Below are 19,571 nucleotides of genomic sequence, written 5' to 3'. Positions count from 1 at the left end.
GAAGTTTTGACTATGTTACAATAGGAAAAAAAAAATTACACTTTTCCTCTTGATATATATGTCGTTTCAGGCAATTATAAACGGAGTTTCATTTAACCACTCACAAGAGAGGATGTGTATGACTAAAAGAAAGGTTTCGACTGTCTCAACTTCTGCGCTAACTGTTGAGGTTTCAACTCGTTTTGATCAATTACCAAAAAAATTAACTAAAGAAGTTATTGCTGCTTTTCTAGATGCAATTGAAGATCATGTTGCTGCAGGCAAAAAAGTACGCATAGATAAACTTGGAATTTTACAAGTAAAAGATCGTGCAGCCCGCAAGGGAAGAAATCCACAAACAGGTGAAGAAATTAAAATTCCTGCTTCTAAAAAGGTGAGCTTTAGAGTTGCTTCATCTTTAAAAGAAAAAGTAGGAGTTAAAAGAAAGTCAGCTGTCAAAAAGAAAAAGTAATTTAAAAAATCATTTTCTTAATTAATAAACTGGGTGAGCTCAATGCAGCATCCAGTTTTTTTATTTTAAATATTGTTTAAGTATTTAATAATGTTATATTAAAACTTTAAGATGTCCTTTATAAGCATAAACATCTTTTGTAAAAATCATATAACATATAAATTATATTAAAATAATTTGATAAAAGCACATATTCATTGAGCAAGCTCAATGAATGCTCCTAAAAAGCCGATTAAGAATAAGACTAAAATATTTATCTTAGAAGGGGTATTCTTGAAGTTTAAAGTAAAAGACCATGTCAAATTAGCTAGAGGAATTGAATTTAAAAAGGTTGAAGAATGTATCTTAAGAGTTCTCGATTATGCTACACAAATGTTTGAAAAAGAGAACTTAGAGACAAATTGGGCCCATTTAGAAGCCAATAAAGTCGTTTTTGGTTACCCTCAACATTATTTAAATGGCTCAACTGTGGCTCAATGGCTTGCTGGTGGGGGCGATGAAAGACATGCTTTTGATGCAGTAAAAGATTATATAACTGAAGCTAAAAAAGTAGTTATAGAGAAAAAAGTTCAAAAAACAGTCGCTGCAAAAGTATTTCGCAGCGGTTAATCTTAAAAATTCTAATTCTAGACTGAATTTTTTATATCATGTATATGGATGGATGGCTTATTAAGCATTTATGAATCCATTTTTTTATTTCGTAAAAAGGAAATTTTGATGTCTCATATACTGAAAGATATACCTTATAATATTGGTTTTTCTATGCCTGCTGAGTGGTCTCCTCATGCGGCTACTTGGACAAGTTGGCCTTTTGATGATGAAATTTGGTACGGTGATTTAGATTCGGTTAGACAAGAATTTACAGCACTTGTAAAAGCAATAACTCAATTTGAACACGTTCATCTTCTTGTTACAAATGAAGAAGCTGAAAATGATGCTTTGGAAAGACTTGGAAAAAAAAGTAACGTAACTTTACATAGGGTTTCTTTAAATGATGTCTGGTTCAGAGACAATGGACCTATTTTTATTAAAAAAGAAAATAAAATAAGTTTTGTAAAATGGGAATTTAATGCTTGGGGGCAAAAGTTTAAATGGGATTTAGATAATCTTGCTCCTAATCAAGTCGCAGAATTTTTGAAATTAAATTTTTTTAAGTCATCTGTTGTTATGGAAGGTGGTTCTTTAGATACCAATGGAAAAGGTATTTGTTTAACTACAAAGCAGTGTCTGTTAAGTGAAATGAGAAATCCTACCTTATCACAAAGTGACATTGAGAAGAGTTTAAAAGATAATCTAGGTATAAAAAAGTTATTATGGCTTGAAGATGGTCTTGAAGGAGATCATACGGATGGACATATCGATACTATTGTCCGCTTTGTAAATGAAAATACAATTGTCTATTCAATGACTGAAGATAGAACTGATAAAAATTACCCAGCAATGCAACGAAATTTTGAACTTTTAAAGACGTTTACAGATCTTGAAGGAAATCTTTTTAATCTTGTTCCATTAGTATTACCAAAAAATAGAATAGAAATTGAAGGTCAGCGCTTACCAGCAACCTATGCGAATTTTTATATTGGGAATTCTTTTGTGGTTGTTCCTGTATATCAGGATCCCCATGATGAAGTAGCATTAAAAACTTTACGTTCACTGTTTCCTAATAGGGAAGTTATTGGATTGAGTTCAAGAGCTATAATAAATGGAGGTGGTTCCTTTCATTGTGTAACTCAACAGCAACCAGCTGGAGAAGTTTGGAGATAAATTTTGATGCAAGAAAATATTAAGCTTGCTCTTATTCAAATGAGCATGACAAATATAAGTGAAGAAAATATAAAAAAGTCTATTAATTTTATTGAAAAAGCTGCAGATAAAAAAGCAAATATTATCCTTTTACCTGAGTTATTTGAGAATCTTTATTTTTGTCAAGAACAGCATGACCATCTTTTTTCTTTAGCAAATGAAGCTGAAAATCATCCATTTCTCGAAAAATTCCAACAAATTGCTCGTAATAAAAATGTTGTTTTACCTATAAGTTTTTTTGAAAAGTCTGGGCAGGCTTATTATAATAGCCTGGCTATGATTGATGCGGATGGATCTCTTCTTGGAATATATCGTAAAACACATATTCCTGATGGTCCTTGTTATCAAGAAAAATATTATTTTAATCCGGGTGACACTGGTTTTAAGGTGTGGAAAACTGCTTTTGGAAATATTGGTGTCGGTATTTGTTGGGATCAATGGTTTCCTGAATGTGCTAGGAGCATGGTTTTGCAGGGAGCTGATCTCTTGTTATATCCGACTGCCATTGGCAGTGAGCCACCTGAGGCTCATTCTATTGATACAAAGGATATGTGGCAAAGAGCTATGATTGGTCATGCTGTTTGCAATTCCGTTTATCTGGCAGCTCCAAATCGGGTTGGCACTGAAAATAATATGACTTTTTATGGCAGTTCATTTATTAGCAATTACATGGGTGATAAAATTGCTGAATCTGATAGAACTTCTGAAGAAATTATTTATGCTGATCTTTCTTTTAAAGATGCAACAACATTTCGGGCTGGAATGGGATTTTTTAGAGATCGTCGACCTGAACACTATAAAATGATTTTAGGGCTTGATGGAAAATAAGGTATTTAATTTTTAAATACCTTATTTTTTACTTTTTTTATTCTTTTTTATTTCAGCTGTTAATTTTTTCTCATTCATCCAAAATAATTCCCAAATATGACCATCTAAATCTTCAATGCTTTGGGAATACATATAACCTAAATCTTGAGCTTCTCGTGCTAGAGTTCCACCTGCTTTTAATGCTTTTACAACAATAGCGTCTATCTTTTTTTTGCTTTCAACAGTTATAGCTAATATGACTTCAGCTTCATTTTTTGCATTAATAATTTGTTTTTTTGTAAAATTTTTAAAAAATTCTTTGACGAGCAGCATAGCAAAAATATTTTTTCCAATTATCACACATACTGCTTTTTCGTCAGTATATTTTTCATTAAATTTGAAGCCAATTTTTTTATAAAATTCTTTTGATTTTTTAAGGTCTAAAACTGGTAAATTAACAAAAATTTGTTTAGCCATTTTTATCCTTTCATTTTAGATAATTTAAGTTTAATATAAATTTTAAATAATGGCATATGACAGAGAAATGACATTATTTAAAAATTAGAAAACGTATTTTTAATTATCTAAAATTTAATGTATCATTTCTAAAATTAATAACCGTACCAAGGGCGCTTATGACTGCGTTTGGTACTCTTAATATATTATTTCCTAAAGAAACTGCATGTGTTGTTATCTTTTCGTAGATAAAAGAACGTTCCATATCCGAAAAACTAGCTTCGGGGCCAATGAGTATACAGATTTCTTCAGTAGAATTTTTATACTGCTCTCGAATTATTGTATAGATTGAATTTTTAATTTTGCCTTCATACACATGAGATTCATCACAAAATAGAATCAATCTCTTTCTTTCATTTTGCTCTATATTTTTTTGATAAAATTCATTCAAATTATTATAACAAGATATATTTGCAGCATAAGCACTTTTGCTTATGCGAACTGCTTCTTGACTGATTTTTGTAATTTTTTCAATTTTAATCGCACTTTTAACTGCCGATTTATCTGCTTTAAAAATGTGTATATGGTCAGCTCCAAGTTCAGAGGCACTCGCTACAACTTCTTCAAGAGTTGCGGGTTTTGGATAGGCAAGCCAAAGATGAATTATTGGGGAATTTTTTTTATGCTCGCTATAATTTTTTATTTCAATTGTAATTGATTTTTTATTTATTGAAATAATATTTCCGATTGCTGTTAGTCCATTACAATTAGTTAACTCAACTGAGTCGCCTTCTTTAAGGCGCAAAACATGAAATACGTAGTGATGTTCTTCATCTTTTAAAATAATTTCAGTTTGATTTTTGCAGAGATCTACTTGAATTAATGTCCATGTCTGTTTTTGTATACTCATTTTTTACTCAATTTATTCGACATAATGAAAGGAGAGGAGATTCTGAAATATAATTAATTCTATTTTTTTTATTCAATTTAAAATACTCAATTTCTGAGCACCATTCAGAAAAAGAATCACACATAGCAATTAATTTTCTTAAATCATTTTGCTTTATATTAGTAAATAATGCTAGATCAACTTTATTACACTTTTCTTTTAATGTTTTAAGAAGTTCATCTACTTTTGTTTTTGCAGTCTGATAATCATCTTTTGATTCATCTGGCATAAAAGTTAAGGATTCAAATTCACACAATGTTCTTATACTTTCTAAAAATTCTTTAGAAAATGATTCGTCTATAAAATCATTACTTAAAATATAACTATTCTTTTCTAAAGATTTCTTAACTCTTTCAAAAAAAACATCTTCGTATATTTCTTTTTCAATTTTTTTATACTCTGAATATATTAATAAGGTTTTTTTTATAATTAAAGATTTCTCAGTCATTTTGCTTTCATAATTTCTATTGTATCATTCATACCATGAGCTTTTTTTGCAGAAAGATTTGGTATAACTTGGTTAATTTTTTTTACAGTCCGCATGAGGTTATTAATCTCGATGTCACTTCGATAGTTCACTCCATCAGCGGTCACTTCATACGGAATAATTAAGGAATTTTTATCATCTGTAAAGTTTTTTATGACATTTTCAAGAGCCGTTATTTGTTCTCCTTTAACTTCTTTTGCTATGAAAAAGCGAACCCCATCGTCTTTTTTGAGTTTTAATTCGGGTTCTGCTATTTCTTTTTCAAGTTCAATGTCTGATGACTCGATGTTTATTTTACCTTGGTAAAATAAAATATAACTTGATGATTTTGGAAGTTGTTTTCCTATGATTTCTCTATCAGACTTTAATAATATTAATAAACCATTTTTTTCTTTTAAGGGAGAAAGTGCAAATGGAATTTGGGGGGGCCAAGACTTTGATCCTAGTATTTGGTATTCGCTTTCTTGTTGTTTTTCAAATAGAATTTTAACATCTGCGCTCCATTGAGAGCTTGAAAATAATTTTAATGATTTAATATTTTTCACGAAATTTCTGTCAAATGTTGTTTTAATTCTTTGGCTTTTCAAGCCACAATATTCGCAGATTAATATTGCAAATGGTATATCTTCACTGAATCTTATATTTGTTTTATTTTGGAATGAATTATTTTGTGCTGTTGTGTTATTCTGGCACAATGACAACAACAGGAAGAACACCAGCAGGTACATTTTGATCCTTTGCAAGTGTTGAGTTTTGGAGAATTTCTAAGTCTTCTGGGGTCGCTGGCTTTAAATCGGATTTTCCATCATATGCAAGTTTAACAACGGTTAAGCCAATGGCTTCTTTGACAATATCAGCAGGATAAATCATAACTTTTTTATTGTTTCCTATCTCTAGCCCAAGTGTGCCACATTGAATGGCGCTTCCTGGTACCGTAATAAGCATGGAAAATGCTATTTTTTTACCATCTGCTGTTTTGATAACTGTTTTTCTTTTAGTTGGAGTTTTTAATATGTCGCGAATGGGTGCTGAAAGAGTGACCTTTAAAATTCCATTTTGATAAATCTCGCTTCCTTGAGAACGAAAGAAAGAAGACCAGTCTGATTTTGTTCCGAGCTGCCCTTTTTCAGAATTAAAACAAGAATTTTTAAAATATGTTGTCAAACTTGTTATGGCATTTTTACGTGCCTTTACTTCGGCATTGATACCATTTTTAGGTTCTTCTTGGTTTGAATTGAAAACACCAAAAGTGGATATTGTCATTTTAGCGAAATCAAATGAGACTTTATTTTCTTCTGCTTGTCCATAAGCAGATAAAGTAACAACGCTTGCTAAAGTGCAAACTATCCATTTTGAATTTTTCACGCACTGCCTCGCTTTGCCTCAACAGTTTTTAATTCATCAGCTTCCTGTGCCTTTAGAACAGCATTGCCCATATGACTTGCAATTTCTGCATCAAGAACACATAAAGACATTGTATTCGAGAATCCTTGAATTTTAACACGTTGCATATCCCAATATTGAGCGTCAATTGGATGACTTCTGCTCACAAAGAAAAGAACTTCTCTTATCTGTGAAAGAGTTGCAGGGAGTTGAACAGCTATATCTGCAAAAAATGTTTTATTTTCATTGTCAAAGGGGAAAAGCATTGTGCTTTGTGAAACTCTTTCAAGTTTTAAAATACTCTTTATGAGCATTTCTTGAGAATATCCTTTTGTCATTTGTCTTTGCTGCTGAGTGACTTCTTCTTTTTTCTCTTGCAGCTTCTTGATAACTGACTCAGTATTTTGATATTTATTTACATTGTCTGAAATCCATTTAAATGTTTTAATCGGGTTTTCTGGAATTTCTCCAAATAATTCAACAAGTCTAAGCTTATGTAAATCAATAAAGCTTAGTAATATTGCAGTAGAACTTGTTGTTCGCTCTGGTCCTTGAAACTCAGCACGGAGGTCTCTGACTTCAGCAAGTGTGTCCCTAATTTGTTCTAATGAAATTTCTCCTAAATGACTGCGAATATCTTGAGCTACAACAGCTCCTTCTTCGGCAGCAACAAGCCTCTTGTGTTCTCTACGCAAGGTTTCTTCTGCATTGACTATTTGATTTTCAATTTCCTTTTTTCTTTTCCATAGACTTATGGCAAAAGGAAATGAAATAGGAATTGTGAATAAAAATATACAGAATATGACTGCCAGCCAAAAACCTCTATTTACCGTTTTTAAACGCTCGCGTGCTCCCACATTTTTTTGCTCAACCTTCTCGATATTTGTCTCATATTTCTCTCTATTTTCATAGTGAAATACGGCTTCACAAAGATAGTTTGCATTGTCAGCATAAGGCGAAAGTTCTTTTAAAGCGGAAAATCTATTGTAGCGATGCAGAATATGTGCTTCAGTTTTTTCGAGATGATTGTTAATAAAATCTTGTGCTCTTTTGGCATTTTGAATTATTTTTTGTCTTTCATTCTCTTCTAAAGAAAACCATGGTTGAGTTGTCACTTTTAAAGCGTTTATACGCAGTTCAAGATCTTCGATTTCTTTTTGTTTTTCTTGTACAGCTGTAAGCTTTTTCTTTAGAACTTGCAATCCATCAATAGATTCTTTCCATTGACGCGCTTCTATAGCTAACTGTGCAGAGAAGAAAGCATCTACTGCGATAAGGGATTTATCTGCTTGTCTAATTTGTTTTGCTCGAAGATAATGTGGTTTAATTTGGAAAGTACTAGCTAGCAGAATCAGTTGATCTGCGGCTTCTCTTAGTTGTAATAAGCTAACCTGATTCATGAAAAAACGCCTCTTGGTGCATGTAGTGAATCACCTGATCTCAAGTATCCTCGCAATCTTGTAACTCTGAAATTCCCAAAGTGTCAAAATTGTGCTAGCAAAAAGCAGTAATTATTTGGTATCCCATAGGAGAAAACCATGCCCTTTGTCGACAAAAAAACACTGTGCGATGAAGTTAATCGCAGAAGAACTTTTGCAATTATCTCACATCCTGACGCAGGAAAAACCACAATGACCGAAAAGCTTTTGCTCCTAGGGGGAGCAATTCGCTTGGCTGGATCGGTCAAAGCAAAAAAATCAAAAAAGTTTGCTACATCTGACTGGATGGAGCTTGAAAAACAGCGCGGAATTTCAGTTTCAACCAGCGTTATGAATTTTGAATACCGCAATTATATTTGTAACCTACTTGACACACCAGGTCACCAAGATTTCTCAGAAGATACTTATCGCACTCTAGCGGCGGCAGATGCGGCTATAATGCTTATAGATGCAGCAAAAGGTGTTGAGCCTCAAACTATTAAGCTGTTTGAGGTTTGTAAATTGCGGGGGATACCAATCTTTACCTTCGTGAATAAGCTTGACCGCGAAGCTCGTGATCCCCTTGAGCTTATGCATGAAATTGAAAGTGTTCTTGGTCTTCCAACATATCCAATGAGTTGGCCTGTTTCTTCGGGAGAGCGCTTTCGAGGAATTATTGAAAGAGAAACAAAGTCATTACATTTTTTTGAAGGAAGAAACACTTCAACTGAAACAGCGGCAAGGGTGATCCCTCTTTCTGATAAAGAGCAAATCTCATCCCTTGTCCCTGACGATCTCTTGCAAGAAGCTCTTGACTCTCTTGAAATGCTTGAGATGGCGGGCGATGACTTTTCTAATGAAAAATTCTTAAAAGGTGAGCTTTCTCCTGTATTTTTTGGTGCTGCAATGACAAATTTTGGTGTCAGATTATTCCTTGAAAAATTTCTTGAAATGTCTCCGCCTCCTTCTGCAAAAGGAAGCAACCAAGGAAAAATAGATCCTCTGTCTTCTGATTTTAGTGGATTTATCTTTAAAATTCAGGCTAATATGGATCCTAAGCATAGGGATCGCATTGCCTTTCTACGCATTGTGAGTGGTGTTTATGAAGCAGGTGTGAATGTCACTATTCCTCGTTTAAATAGAGAGATTCGTCTTACACATCCTCAACAGTTTTTTGCCCAAGATAGGAGCACCCTTGATAGGGCTTTTGCTGGGGACGTGGTTGGAATTTATGACCCCGGCTTTTTTTCTATTGGAGATTCATTGGTTGAAGCTGGAAACTTTGAATTTGAAGGAATTCCTTCTTTTGCTCCTGAAAACTTTGCTGTTGTGAGAACTACGAGTGCTCTTAAGCGCAAGCAATTATTAAAAGGTTTAGTGCAACTTTGTCAGGAAGGCACTGTTCAAATGTTTGTTGATGAAAGTCGCGCTGCGAGCGATCCTGTTTTGGCTGCTGTAGGTTCTTTGCAGTTTGATGTTCTTCTCTTTAGGCTTAAAAACGAATACAATGTGGACTGTGCTCTCGATAATTTGGCTTTCAAACATGCCCGTTGGACCAATGCAACAAGTGAAGAAATTGCGGAAGCCAAAAGCAAGACCGATGTGATGAGTGTGAGAGATATGCAAGGTAATTGTTTGTTTTTATTTAAAAATGACTTTGCCCTTTCCTATTTCCAAGAAAACTGTCCCAAGATTTCGTTATTTAAAAGCAACTCAACTTTGCATGGCAATATGATGAAAATGTCAACTGACTTGTTTGATGAGTGATTTTTTTGGTGTATATTGCTGTAATGCATAAGATTCCAAAAATGTAGAACTTCTCTTTTTGAGGAGCGGTGGCGTTATGAAAAATTTATTCCAATTGCGTTCGTCTCGAATCCTATCCCAAGAACCACAATCTGGGGCTAAGATTATTCAATTTCGTGATCACAAGCACAAAGCAGCAGATAAAAAACTAAAGCATATGTCCTCTCGTTCGCACGGTGACTCTCTGGCTCGGAATATTAAAACACACTCAAATCAAAGAGCTGTTGTAAAGACACGTCCAAAAATAGAGAAAAAGACTTTTCAAGGTTCTTCTCTTTTTTATGCATTGGCTCTTGCTGCAATTCTCTTTGGAATTTTTATGCTGTTAGGCGGTTTTTCTGTTATTTTTAAGTAATTAATTTTATTGGAAAAAAAATCTTATAAAAAAATACATTGAAACTATTGCAAAGCATCTTCTTCTCTGGCATACACATGTTCACTGAGTGGGGTGGTAGTAGAGTTGGTTACAACGCTGGCCTGTCACGCCGGAGGTCGTGGGTTCAAGTCCCATCCATCCCGCCATACTTATTAAAAAAAGCTGCCTTTAGGTGGCTTTTTTTGTTTATTAAGAAAAATTATTTTCACTCCTTGCAAATTAAAAATAGCTCTGGCATATAGATTGCACTGAGTGGGGTGGTAGTAGAGTTGGTTACAACGCTGGCCTGTCACGCCGGAGGTCGTGGGTTCAAGTCCCATCCATCCCGCCATACTTATTAAAAAAAGTCGCCTTTAGGCGGCTTTTTTTGTTTTGTGCTCATTCGAGAGCAAATACAGTTCAAAAACTGAACAGACCTATTTTCAGTAAAAATTAAATTGTTAACTCTTTCTCACATGCTGTGAATTAAGCATTGCATGAATTGAGGAGTTTCTATTTGAAAAAATTAGATTTAATTGATATTAAAAGTGATTATGTTTTTAAAAGAGTTTTTACTTTGAGTGATGATATTTTTATTGATTTTGCAAATTCTGTGCTAAATTATTCAAATGAAAGGAAGATTAAGAGCGTTCAGTTTTTAAATAATGAGATCATGAAAGATTCTGAAATTGATAAAGAATCACGCTTTGATATCATAGCAAAATTAAATGATAATTCATATATTAATATTGAAATGCAGGTACAGAATACAGGTGAGTACGAAAAAAGATCTCTTTATTATTGGTCAAAACTATATGAGCTTCAGTTAAAAAAAACTCAAAATTATATGCAGTTATTTCCAGCTATTTGTATTAATGTCTTAGATTTTAATTTTTTTAAAAGTTCTAATGATTTTTATACTCAGCTTGGAATAGTGAACTTAAAAACACAGGAACATATATTTAATGATTTTCAAATAATATATTTGGAGATACCCAAATTCACTAAAAAATATTACAATGATCTCGAAAAATGGATGCAGTTTCTAAAAGGTGCATCAAAAAAGGAAATAATAGCAATGGAAAATAAAAATATAATCAAAGCGTATGAAATATTAGAATTTGTAAGCCATGACCCTATTGAGAGGGCAAAGTATGAGGCAAGGCGTAAATTTCAGCTCGATCACAATACCAGCCTTTTAACTGCAGAAAAAAGAGGCATTGAGAAGGGAGTGGAAAAAGAAAAAATTACTATAGCAATAAAAATGTTAAACCAAGGTTTTCCGATTGATCAAATCTCTGAACTCACTCAACTTTCCTGTGAAGAAATTAAAAATTTAAAATAAATATTGATTTTTGTGATGTCACCCAAGTCTAGTAAAATTTATATAGTAAAGATTTATAATTGTTAAAATAAATCGATATTTTTTTTAATCAAGCCTAAAATTAAATAATAATTCATCCATGCTATCTATTAGACTAAAAATAATCATTTTTTCAAAAAAACACATTTGTAAATTCTATAGAATTTTGTTAAAAGGCAATCTGAACTTAATATTGTCAATGTAGATACTTGTTTTATTTTATTACATAAAATATTTTAAGGATCTTATATTATAATGATTTAATTTTAATTTTTTATTTTTATTATCATGAATGATGAATTTTATAAAAATGATGAATACAAATATCTAAATACAAGGGGGGGAGGGGTAAAATGGATGTTAATTCTATTTTGAACGGAATTAGAGAAAACAAATTTTATTATTCAAGAGATATTTTAAATAGAATGATTTCATTTTCTGCAAATGATGAGTTAGAATTTAAAAAGTTTTGGGATAATTTAGTACATGATAATTATGTGGAAAAATTTACATGTCGCAAAAGAAGAATTGCTAAATTTCATGCTCACAAAACTATTGAGCTCATTGCAGATAACACTGTGCAAACTTCAAAGCTTTATAATAATATCTCAGGGGGTATGACAAGATATTATAAATATGCTGAAGATCATTTTTTAAATAATAGAATTTTTCAAGATTTATTAAAACTAAATGTTGAAATTGGTAAAAAATATTTAGGAGTTGAATCCTTAATAATAAGTTGCCAGATTTTCAGAATAACCCCGAATGAAGATGGTTCAAAAACTCCTGTGACAATAGGGTTGCATAAAGATGAGACTCACTTAATAGGCCTCCATTTTATTAATTCATTAAATATATTAGGAGGTGTTTCAAAAATATTTGATAATGATAAAAAATATATTGAAAATTCTGAAATAGTTTTTTCTGAATTTCTAGAGAGTATTTATATTGATGATACAAAAACATTTCATGAAACAACGCCGATATTCAGAAATAATTTAGCGCATGATTCTTTTAGAGATGTTTTAATATTTGCAATGGAATTTAAAAAATAAATATGATAAATAGAGGAAAAAATGTTAAATACAGTTGAAAAAGTATTTTCTCTTGCTGATGAGAATATATCATTGAATACTTTTATTAAAGTCGCAAATGATTTTTCATTTAAAATATTTATTACTGAGCATGTAAGAGAAAAAATTTTATGTTCGCGAAAATTATTAGAATCATTTGTTGAAGAAGGCAGAGTTATTTATGGTGTAAATACAAGTATGGGAGGATTTGTAAATTATTTGGTTCCTATTGAATATGCGGAAGAACTTCAAAATAATTTAATTTCCTCTGTTGCAAGCAATGTTGGCTCATATTTTAGTGATAATGAAGTTCGTGCCATAATGTTGGCACGTATTATTTCATTAGCAAAAGGCGTCTCAGCAATTGGTCTTGAAAATTTTATGTGCTACGTAGAAATGTTTAATAGAAATATATTTCCTTGTATTCCTCAAAAAGGATCCTTAGGGGCGAGCGGAGATCTTGGCCCTTTGGCTTTTATTGCACAAGTTGGAGTTGGAAAATGGAAAGCAAAGTTTAATGGAGAAGTTCTTGAAGGAAAAGTAGCACTCGAAAAATCTGGATTAACGCCAATGAAATTAAGTTATAAGGAAGGTCTTGCTTTAATAAATGGAACTTCAGGAATGGTTGGACTTGGTGTATTAAATTGGCAAAAGGCGCAGCAACTTTTAACAGTTTATGATTTTATATCTGCATTAACATTTGAAGGATTAGCAACAAAACAAAAACCCTTTGACACGCGAGTGCATAAGAGAAAACAGCACAAAGGTCAATATATTTGCGCTGAAAATATATCAACAATATTATCTGATAGTAAATTTATTATTAATGAAAAAGAAGAAGAAAAAATAATTCAAAAGCAAAATGATGGTCGAATTAAAAATTTAGGAAACCAAATTGAAGATGCTTATTCTTTAAGGTGTACCCCACAAATTTTAGGACCAATAAATGATTCATTAAAATTTATAGAAACTACATTAGAAAATGAATTAAATTCAAGCAGTGATAATCCTCTTGTTATACCTGAAGAAAATGAAGTTTTTCACAACGGGCATTTTCATGGACAATATATTTCGATGGCAATGGATTTTCTTGCAATAAATTTAACAACTCTTTCCAATTTATCTGACAGACGAATTGATCGTTTTATGGATAAGAACAATAGCAATGGTTTGCCGCCTTTCCTATGTAAAAATAACCATGGATTACGTATGGGTTTAATGGGTGGGCAGTTTATGAGCACTTCTCTTACAGCGGAAAATCGTTCTTTGTGTGTTCCTTTATCAATTCAAACATTAACCTCAACAGGTGATTTTCAAGATATAGTGTCCATGGGATTAATTGCAGCTCGACGTGTTAAAGAAATATTTGAAAATGTTTGTTACATTATTAGTTTTGAGCTTCTTTGTGCTTGTCAAGCAATCGATTTAAGAGGTGATTTTGAAGATTTAGCAAGTTTGTCAAAACTATTATTTTTAGAGGTTAGAAAAATTGTACCAGCACTTAACCAAGATGTTATTATAACTCCATATATCGAAAAAATTAAAGATTTATTACAGAATCAAATATTTATTGAAAGCTTAAAATATAATTTAACAAATAAACTAGTTGAAAGTAATTAAATTATGAAAAAGGATTGTCTAATATTAATAGAGAACAATTTTTATTACAAGAATCAGTTAAAAAAGATTCTCAATCGAGCTGTTGAAAAAGGTTATCATGCTATTTCTATTATACCTGAAAAACTTTTGAATGATTTTCTTGAGGATGTATCTTATCAAGTAATCCCTGTAAGTGATTTTGAAAATAAGACTCTTGAAAAAATAATAAGTTTAATTAAAGCTGAATATAATATCATAGGTCTAAGCACACCTTTAGGCTATTTTAAATCGGATAGTAGTATTTTACTTTCAGCGCAAGTTGCAAAAATTGCTCAAAACCTCAATTTGCCGCATAATAACTCCGATGCACTTTATAATTCACATAATAAATTTTTAATGAGAGAAGTTCTGAAAGAAAATCATATTTATTCAGTTAAATTTGCTTTACTAGAGTGTGAAGAAGATATTATAGAAAAGTCTTCACAAGTAGGTTTTCCTCTCATTGCAAAACCAGTTATGGGAATGGCATCTGGCTTTGTATCAAAGTGCAATAATATTTATGAGCTGCAGGAAGCGTATCGCTTCTATAAAGAGAATGTAAGAAATGCATTCTATGATATCTGTTATCAATACAAATATAATAATTTTAATTTTGATAATGCTAATCAGCTATTAGTTGAAGAATTAATAGCTGGAAATGAATACAGTGTAGAAATATTTTGTGATGAAAATAAAGTATTACCACTGCTAATTCATGAAAAATTTAATGTAATTGAAAGAAATCATTGTGTATATGAAAATATTACTGTGACTCCGCCATTTACTTTGACAGAGGACGAGCAAAAAAAAATATGTCAATATTCAATTGATATAGTAAAGGCATTGGGTCTTAAAAATTGTTTTTGTCATTTAGAGTTAAGGTTAGATAAATGTGGTCAACCAAGCGTAATTGAAGTTAATCCAAGAGTAGGAGGCTCAAGAGTTAGAGATAATCTTGAAATTTATTATAACTTTAAATTTGAAGATATTTTTATATCTCAAGCTATAGGTCAGCCAATTAAAGAGTTTCAAAAAAAATATTTTAATAATCACTTTGCAATTTCTGTGATTTATCCTTATGAAAAAGGAATATTAAAGTCTATAACTGGATTAGCAGAAGTAGAAAGTTACCATGAAGTTATTAATGCCAAAAGGCATTATAAAGACGGAGAATTTATAAATGGTGAAAATGAAGAAATGTTTGTTGTTGATATTTTACATAAAGGTAAAAGTATTGAAGAAATAATTGAGAATGATAATAAATTTAGAAATAAAATAAGGATAAATATCAAAATATGAAAAATAAAAGCTTTGAAATTAATCCAATTCCAATAATTTCTTCAAAGTTGTTTTCAGAAATCGCATCTTACTCTGCATTCATATCATTTATTTCTTTTATATATCTTACTACAAAGGATCCATTTTATAGTGGAGGATTTCTTTGCTTTCGTATTTTGGGTATTTTTTTTGGATGCATTTTTATTTCTAAGATCTATTTAATTACTCAAAGTAAAAATTTATTTTTTTTAATTGACTTTGTTCGAGGAATCATTGTTTTATCTTTGCTATTTATTGAGAATGATCAAAGTAAAGTATTTGTTTTAATATTTTTAGGATTCTTTTTAGGGTTAGGAAGTTCATTGTATAATATTGCTATGAATGTGAAAATACCAGAATTATTTGAATCAGAAAAAGTTATTGGAATAAATACTTGGTTTATTTTTGTAGCATCAATTGGAGTTATTATTGGTAGTTTATGTTCTGGAGCTCTACTTGCTTTTTTTGATTACAAATTCGTCTTTTTATTGATTTCATTTATTTACTTTTCTTCAGCAATATCTATTCTTTTCTTAAGTGATAGAGCTCCATATAAAATCAATCAAAAAATTGAGAACACTCAGCAGACATATAAAGAATTTTTTATAAAAACTAAAAATGCAATTAATAAATCTCCTCTATGGGGAATTCTGTTATTAATTACTTTACTAGATACTTTTGGAAGCAGTGCACATAATATTGGTAAACCCATTTTTGCTAATATTATTTCACCTGACTCTGCCGGAAGAATGTTGGGCTTTATGATAGCTTTTTGGGCAGTGGGTAAATTTATAGGGGCGAGCTCAGTCAGACGTTTTTCAAAGTATATGAATCAGCAAAATTTATTATCATTCTCATTTTTTGTTGGTGTTTTTATCATGTCAACATTCTTTATATTAGCATTTTGGCAGTTCAATTTAATTTTAATATTAATCTTTTCTCTTTTTGCAGGACTAGGGGATGGAGCTTCAGAAGTTTCAACAATAACTTTGGCTCAAAAAGAGAGTTCAGAAATAAGGATGACTTTATTGAGTGCTATTATGCTACTTCAAACAATAGGTTTTACAATTGGAATTGCAATGTGCGTTCCTCTTCTGCATTTTTTACAAGTAAAGTATGTGGTAACTCTATTTCATGCTTTTCCAATATTAGCAATTATATTTTTCTCGCTGAAATATTATTTAAAAATTCCTCAGAAAATTTCATGATATACAATAGAAGAGTTTTAAATTTCAAATAATAACACAGGGTTTTTTAATTTCATAATCCGAGAAATATTTATATTTTTTATAATACCTGTATTTCCAATTAATATCCCAACTTCTTGTTCAGGATCACATAAGAGTAAAAGAGATTGTAAAGTTGAAAGTTGTTGACGAGACATTTGCACACCATCCAGCTGATTGCGAGATATTTTAATAAAGCCAAGGCTGGCAACGTGATCGCGAATTTGAGCTTCATCGCCACCTGAAAGGATATTTAAGGTAGATAAATTTTGCAATTCATTTAATCCAGAATCACGTAGATCATACAATGCATTTATATGCCACCATTCTTCGGTATCATACCATTTTCCACAGGGAAGAATCCATCCACTGATTTCATTGAGACGCTCTGGTTGAGACATTATTAAAATTCCTTTTAAGAGATGCTCAGGTACTGGCAAGTGCGAAAAAAACTCTCACAAATGTGCTTTCATTGTATCAATAATTGTTTCCCATTGCCTGAGCTATTTTAATTGATGATAAAATAAAATTAAGAAGAGATTATAATTTATTTAATTTTTATAATCAGCTCAATTACTTTTTAAATTTATTATTATAAATGTCAATGATTAAAGAAGTTGTTTGAAATATAATTTATTGTTAATAGTCATTCAGTTTGAATCCCAAGATAAATATGAAAAATTTCTTCATTAGGACTGCTTGTATTTTGAGTGTATATTTCAAAGTCTGTTTTAAATAAACGCTTACCACCCAACTCAATAGGGTTCATTTTCCATATTTTTTCCCAAGCAGCTGAAATCACACTTTGTGCAAAACCTTTTTCAGTAGTGATAACAGAATAACTGCCTTTATCAATTTTTTTTATGATAAGTGTTTTATTATTTAAATATGGTGTTACATCCTGAATTTCAAAACCAATAAAATAATCATATTCACCCGTATGGTCCGATTCATAGTTTGAGTAAATGCCATGAATGTTTTCAGATGTTTTATTTTTAATTTTACGTGTGATTTCGTCTTTAAAGAAAGTTTCCCATAATTTTGGAATCTTACCATTATTTGAATATTCTATGGAGTTACTTGTCCTGATTTCAATTCCAACTAAGGATTTTTCTGTATTCAATTTAAGAATGTTCATAGATTTTAGCCTGCCTCTAATAAATAATAAAAGATTGACTTTTTTTATTTAACATATTTTTATTTCAAATAAAAACATTAAAAACCTTCTTTGAAAAACATTAAAAAAATATTTCAAAGAAGGTAAGTAGAAAATAAGTATAAATAAAACTAACTATTTAACGGAAGGATGATAGCAGATTGCGTATCTTCTCTTTCTACGAGTAGGAAAATCATAGAAGAATTTGCTTTTTTAGCTTTTTCTAAGATTTTTTCTACATCTTTAGAGTTAGAAACAGGTTCTTTGTTCACGCTTACAATCACATCTCCTTGAGCAATTCCAGCTCTGTCAGCAAGACTGCCTTGTTGAACACCACCAACGACAACACCTTTGCCTGTAGGAGATTTTTTATTTGAAAATGAAAGCCCAAAATTTCTTGCCAATGATTTTCCAGACTTTTCAGTTGTTTCTGAATCTTCATTTTTATCACTTTTTGAATTTGGCAATTCGGTGACAGTCGCTTTTAATTCTACTTTTTTACCGTTTCTAAGGATTCCAAGTTTAATATTTGAACCTGGTTTTAAGAATATAATTTGTCTTTGAATATCTGAAGAGGCTTTTACCGTTTCTCCATTTACACTTTGAATAATGTCATAAGGTTGTAATCCTGATTTTGCAGCAGGGCTTCCTGGAACCACACGCATAACGAGTGCTCCCTCGGTATTTGGCTCAATTTTCATTTCTTTCATGGCAGCTGCCCCAAACTTGTTTAAATCATACATTTCTACACCTAAGTAAGCTTGAGTGAGCTTTCCATTGTTGATAATTGACTCTGCTACCAGACGAATTGTATTTGCAGGAATTGAAAAACCAATACCAACACTGGTACCATTTTTCGAAAAAATGGCTGTATTCATTCCAATAACTTGGCCATCTAAGTTAACAAGTGGGCCCCCTGAATTTCCTGGATTAATTGCTGCATCTGTTTGAATAAAGCTGTTTGCTCCATTAATTCCAAGTGTATCACTTGTTCTTTGTACAGCACTGACCACACCCATTGTGACGGTTTGCTCCAGTTCAAAGGGGGCTCCTAAGGCAAGAACCCAGTCTCCTACTTTTACATCATTTGAATTTGCGAGATTCACTTGTTTTAATTCTGAAGTAGGTTTGAAATCTTCAAGTTTAAGAACGGCAATATCAACATTTTTTGCTGTGCCAATAATTTTTGCTTTGTATTTTTTCTTGTCTTTAGTCGTTACAGTAATTTTGTCAGCACCTTCAATGACATGATTATTAGTTATAATATAACCACTTTTTAAATCGACTATGAATCCAGATCCGCCATCGGTTTCAATCCCTTGCTTTTTTCCGTTTCCTCTTGGGTTTGGACCGCCTTTGAATTGTGGTGGCAAAAATGGAAAAAAGAATTCATCTGGAAAATCATATTGTGGGGCATTTACTTTTTTTTCTGCAACAATAAAAACAAGAGCCTGACTGCTTTCTTCAGCAACATTCGAAAAAACTTTTTTGAATTTCTTTAAAAACTCTGCATCAGGGCTAGGTGTGGGGGCTTGGTTGGGTGGTAAAGCGTATGTGTTTGTTGAAGCTTGAGCGGACAGATCGTCGCTCATATTTCTAAATGCTTCAGGTTTGAAAATAAGCAAACCTGCACTTGCAACACCAAATAAAGCTGCTATTGAAATGCTTGCTACAACGATATTTTTTGCTCTGGCTTTCATAAATTTTGATACCTTCTTTGAGTCATTTACATCTAAATTCACTGTAACCTCCTAAAATAATAAAAACAAATCGCATTTTCTGCACTTTGGGCTGGGCTCAAAAAGCTCTTCATGCTTTATATCAGACATTCTTTAAAAAAGTCGATAGGCATAAATTTTTAAAAATACAAAAAATAATCAATA

20 protein-coding genes and 2 tRNA genes are annotated in these 19,571 nt (G+C 31.6%); 13 read left to right on the top strand and 9 right to left on the bottom strand.

Features of this window, described 5'->3' with window-relative positions:
• Positions 1-58: 58 nt before the first annotated feature.
• The 4 genes from GCL57_RS13890 (at position 59) to aguB (ending at position 3,082) form a co-directional block, all read left to right on the top strand.
• Positions 59-451: an HU family DNA-binding protein gene (locus GCL57_RS13890; RefSeq protein ID WP_281349672.1), complete on the top strand. Its 393-nt coding sequence runs from the start codon at positions 59-61 to the stop codon at positions 449-451.
• A gap of 273 nt (positions 452-724) precedes the next feature.
• The gene (locus GCL57_RS13885) at positions 725-1,060 is read left to right on the top strand and encodes a hypothetical protein (RefSeq protein ID WP_152213955.1); all 336 of its coding nucleotides are present in this window, start codon (positions 725-727) and stop codon (positions 1,058-1,060) included.
• A gap of 108 nt (positions 1,061-1,168) precedes the next feature.
• Positions 1,169-2,215: an agmatine deiminase family protein gene (locus GCL57_RS13880; RefSeq protein WP_211363270.1), complete on the top strand. Its 1,047-nt coding sequence runs from the start codon at positions 1,169-1,171 to the stop codon at positions 2,213-2,215.
• Between the two features lie 6 nt (positions 2,216-2,221).
• Entirely contained in the window at positions 2,222-3,082 is an 861-nt protein-coding gene (gene aguB / locus GCL57_RS13875; protein WP_152213954.1) for an N-carbamoylputrescine amidase, read from the top strand.
• 21 nt (positions 3,083-3,103) lie between these two features.
• Here aguB and GCL57_RS13870 read toward each other — a convergent pair whose 3' ends face one another.
• The 6 genes from GCL57_RS13870 to GCL57_RS13845 all read right to left on the bottom strand — a co-directional run bounded on the left by GCL57_RS13870 (position 3,104) and on the right by GCL57_RS13845 (position 7,736).
• Entirely contained in the window at positions 3,104-3,538 is a 435-nt protein-coding gene (locus GCL57_RS13870) for a VOC family protein (RefSeq protein ID WP_152213953.1), read from the bottom strand.
• A 103-nt stretch (positions 3,539-3,641) separates the two neighbouring features.
• A complete protein-coding gene (locus GCL57_RS13865; protein WP_152213952.1) occupies positions 3,642-4,427 on the bottom strand; it encodes an RsmE family RNA methyltransferase in 786 nt (261 codons plus the stop codon).
• A gap of 7 nt (positions 4,428-4,434) precedes the next feature.
• On the bottom strand, positions 4,435-4,914 hold the full coding sequence (locus GCL57_RS13860; protein WP_152213951.1) for a hypothetical protein: 480 nt from the start codon (positions 4,912-4,914) through the stop codon (positions 4,435-4,437).
• Positions 4,911-5,681: a hypothetical protein gene (locus GCL57_RS13855; RefSeq protein WP_152213950.1), complete on the bottom strand. Its 771-nt coding sequence runs from the start codon at positions 5,679-5,681 to the stop codon at positions 4,911-4,913. Before GCL57_RS13855 ends, GCL57_RS13860 begins: the two co-directional genes overlap by 4 nt.
• Positions 5,635-6,318, bottom strand: a complete 684-nt coding sequence (locus GCL57_RS13850) for a hypothetical protein (protein WP_152213949.1) — start codon at positions 6,316-6,318, stop codon at positions 5,635-5,637. The genes GCL57_RS13855 and GCL57_RS13850 overlap by 47 nt, the downstream gene beginning before the upstream one ends.
• Complete coding sequence (locus tag GCL57_RS13845; protein WP_152213948.1) at positions 6,315-7,736, bottom strand: coiled-coil domain-containing protein; 1,422 nt, start codon at positions 7,734-7,736, stop codon at positions 6,315-6,317. The genes GCL57_RS13850 and GCL57_RS13845 overlap by 4 nt, the downstream gene beginning before the upstream one ends.
• A gap of 138 nt (positions 7,737-7,874) precedes the next feature.
• Between GCL57_RS13845 and GCL57_RS13840 the strand changes: the two genes are divergently transcribed.
• The 9 genes from GCL57_RS13840 to GCL57_RS13800 all read left to right on the top strand — a co-directional run bounded on the left by GCL57_RS13840 (position 7,875) and on the right by GCL57_RS13800 (position 16,514).
• A complete protein-coding gene (locus tag GCL57_RS13840; RefSeq protein ID WP_152213947.1) occupies positions 7,875-9,521 on the top strand; it encodes a peptide chain release factor 3 in 1,647 nt (548 codons plus the stop codon).
• Between the two features lie 76 nt (positions 9,522-9,597).
• The gene (locus tag GCL57_RS13835) at positions 9,598-9,915 is read left to right on the top strand and encodes a hypothetical protein (protein WP_152213946.1); all 318 of its coding nucleotides are present in this window, start codon (positions 9,598-9,600) and stop codon (positions 9,913-9,915) included.
• A gap of 90 nt (positions 9,916-10,005) precedes the next feature.
• Positions 10,006-10,082, top strand: a tRNA-Asp gene (locus GCL57_RS13830).
• A 108-nt stretch (positions 10,083-10,190) separates the two neighbouring features.
• A tRNA-Asp gene (locus GCL57_RS13825) sits at positions 10,191-10,267 on the top strand.
• A 165-nt stretch (positions 10,268-10,432) separates the two neighbouring features.
• A complete protein-coding gene (locus GCL57_RS13820) occupies positions 10,433-11,260 on the top strand; it encodes an Rpn family recombination-promoting nuclease/putative transposase (RefSeq protein ID WP_161597776.1) in 828 nt (275 codons plus the stop codon).
• Between the two features lie 371 nt (positions 11,261-11,631).
• Positions 11,632-12,333, top strand: coding sequence for a 2OG-Fe dioxygenase family protein (locus GCL57_RS13815; RefSeq protein WP_152213944.1), 702 nt, complete (start codon positions 11,632-11,634; stop codon positions 12,331-12,333).
• A gap of 21 nt (positions 12,334-12,354) precedes the next feature.
• Positions 12,355-13,971, top strand: coding sequence for a phenylalanine aminomutase (D-beta-phenylalanine forming) (locus GCL57_RS13810; protein WP_152213943.1), 1,617 nt, complete (start codon positions 12,355-12,357; stop codon positions 13,969-13,971).
• Positions 13,972-13,974: 3 nt separating this feature from the next.
• Complete coding sequence (locus GCL57_RS13805; RefSeq protein WP_152213942.1) at positions 13,975-15,288, top strand: ATP-grasp domain-containing protein; 1,314 nt, start codon at positions 13,975-13,977, stop codon at positions 15,286-15,288.
• A complete protein-coding gene (locus GCL57_RS13800; RefSeq protein WP_152213941.1) occupies positions 15,285-16,514 on the top strand; it encodes an MFS transporter in 1,230 nt (409 codons plus the stop codon). Before GCL57_RS13805 ends, GCL57_RS13800 begins: the two co-directional genes overlap by 4 nt.
• A 17-nt stretch (positions 16,515-16,531) precedes the next feature.
• Here GCL57_RS13800 and GCL57_RS13795 read toward each other — a convergent pair whose 3' ends face one another.
• The 3 genes from GCL57_RS13795 to GCL57_RS13785 all read right to left on the bottom strand — a co-directional run bounded on the left by GCL57_RS13795 (position 16,532) and on the right by GCL57_RS13785 (position 19,430).
• A complete protein-coding gene (locus GCL57_RS13795) occupies positions 16,532-16,933 on the bottom strand; it encodes a hypothetical protein (RefSeq protein WP_152213940.1) in 402 nt (133 codons plus the stop codon).
• Positions 16,934-17,178: 245 nt separating this feature from the next.
• Entirely contained in the window at positions 17,179-17,670 is a 492-nt protein-coding gene (locus tag GCL57_RS13790; RefSeq protein WP_152213939.1) for a GyrI-like domain-containing protein, read from the bottom strand.
• Between the two features lie 149 nt (positions 17,671-17,819).
• Positions 17,820-19,430, bottom strand: a complete 1,611-nt coding sequence (locus GCL57_RS13785; protein ID WP_152213938.1) for a Do family serine endopeptidase — start codon at positions 19,428-19,430, stop codon at positions 17,820-17,822.
• Positions 19,431-19,571 lie beyond the last annotated feature (141 nt).

The sequence above is a fragment of the Fluviispira multicolorata genome, assembly GCF_009208585.1.
GTDB classification, from domain to species: domain Bacteria; phylum Bdellovibrionota_B; class Oligoflexia; order Silvanigrellales; family Silvanigrellaceae; genus Silvanigrella; species Silvanigrella multicolorata.
The sequence above is the reverse complement of the archived record's forward strand: the minus strand, read 5'-3'. Positions and strand labels throughout refer to the sequence as shown.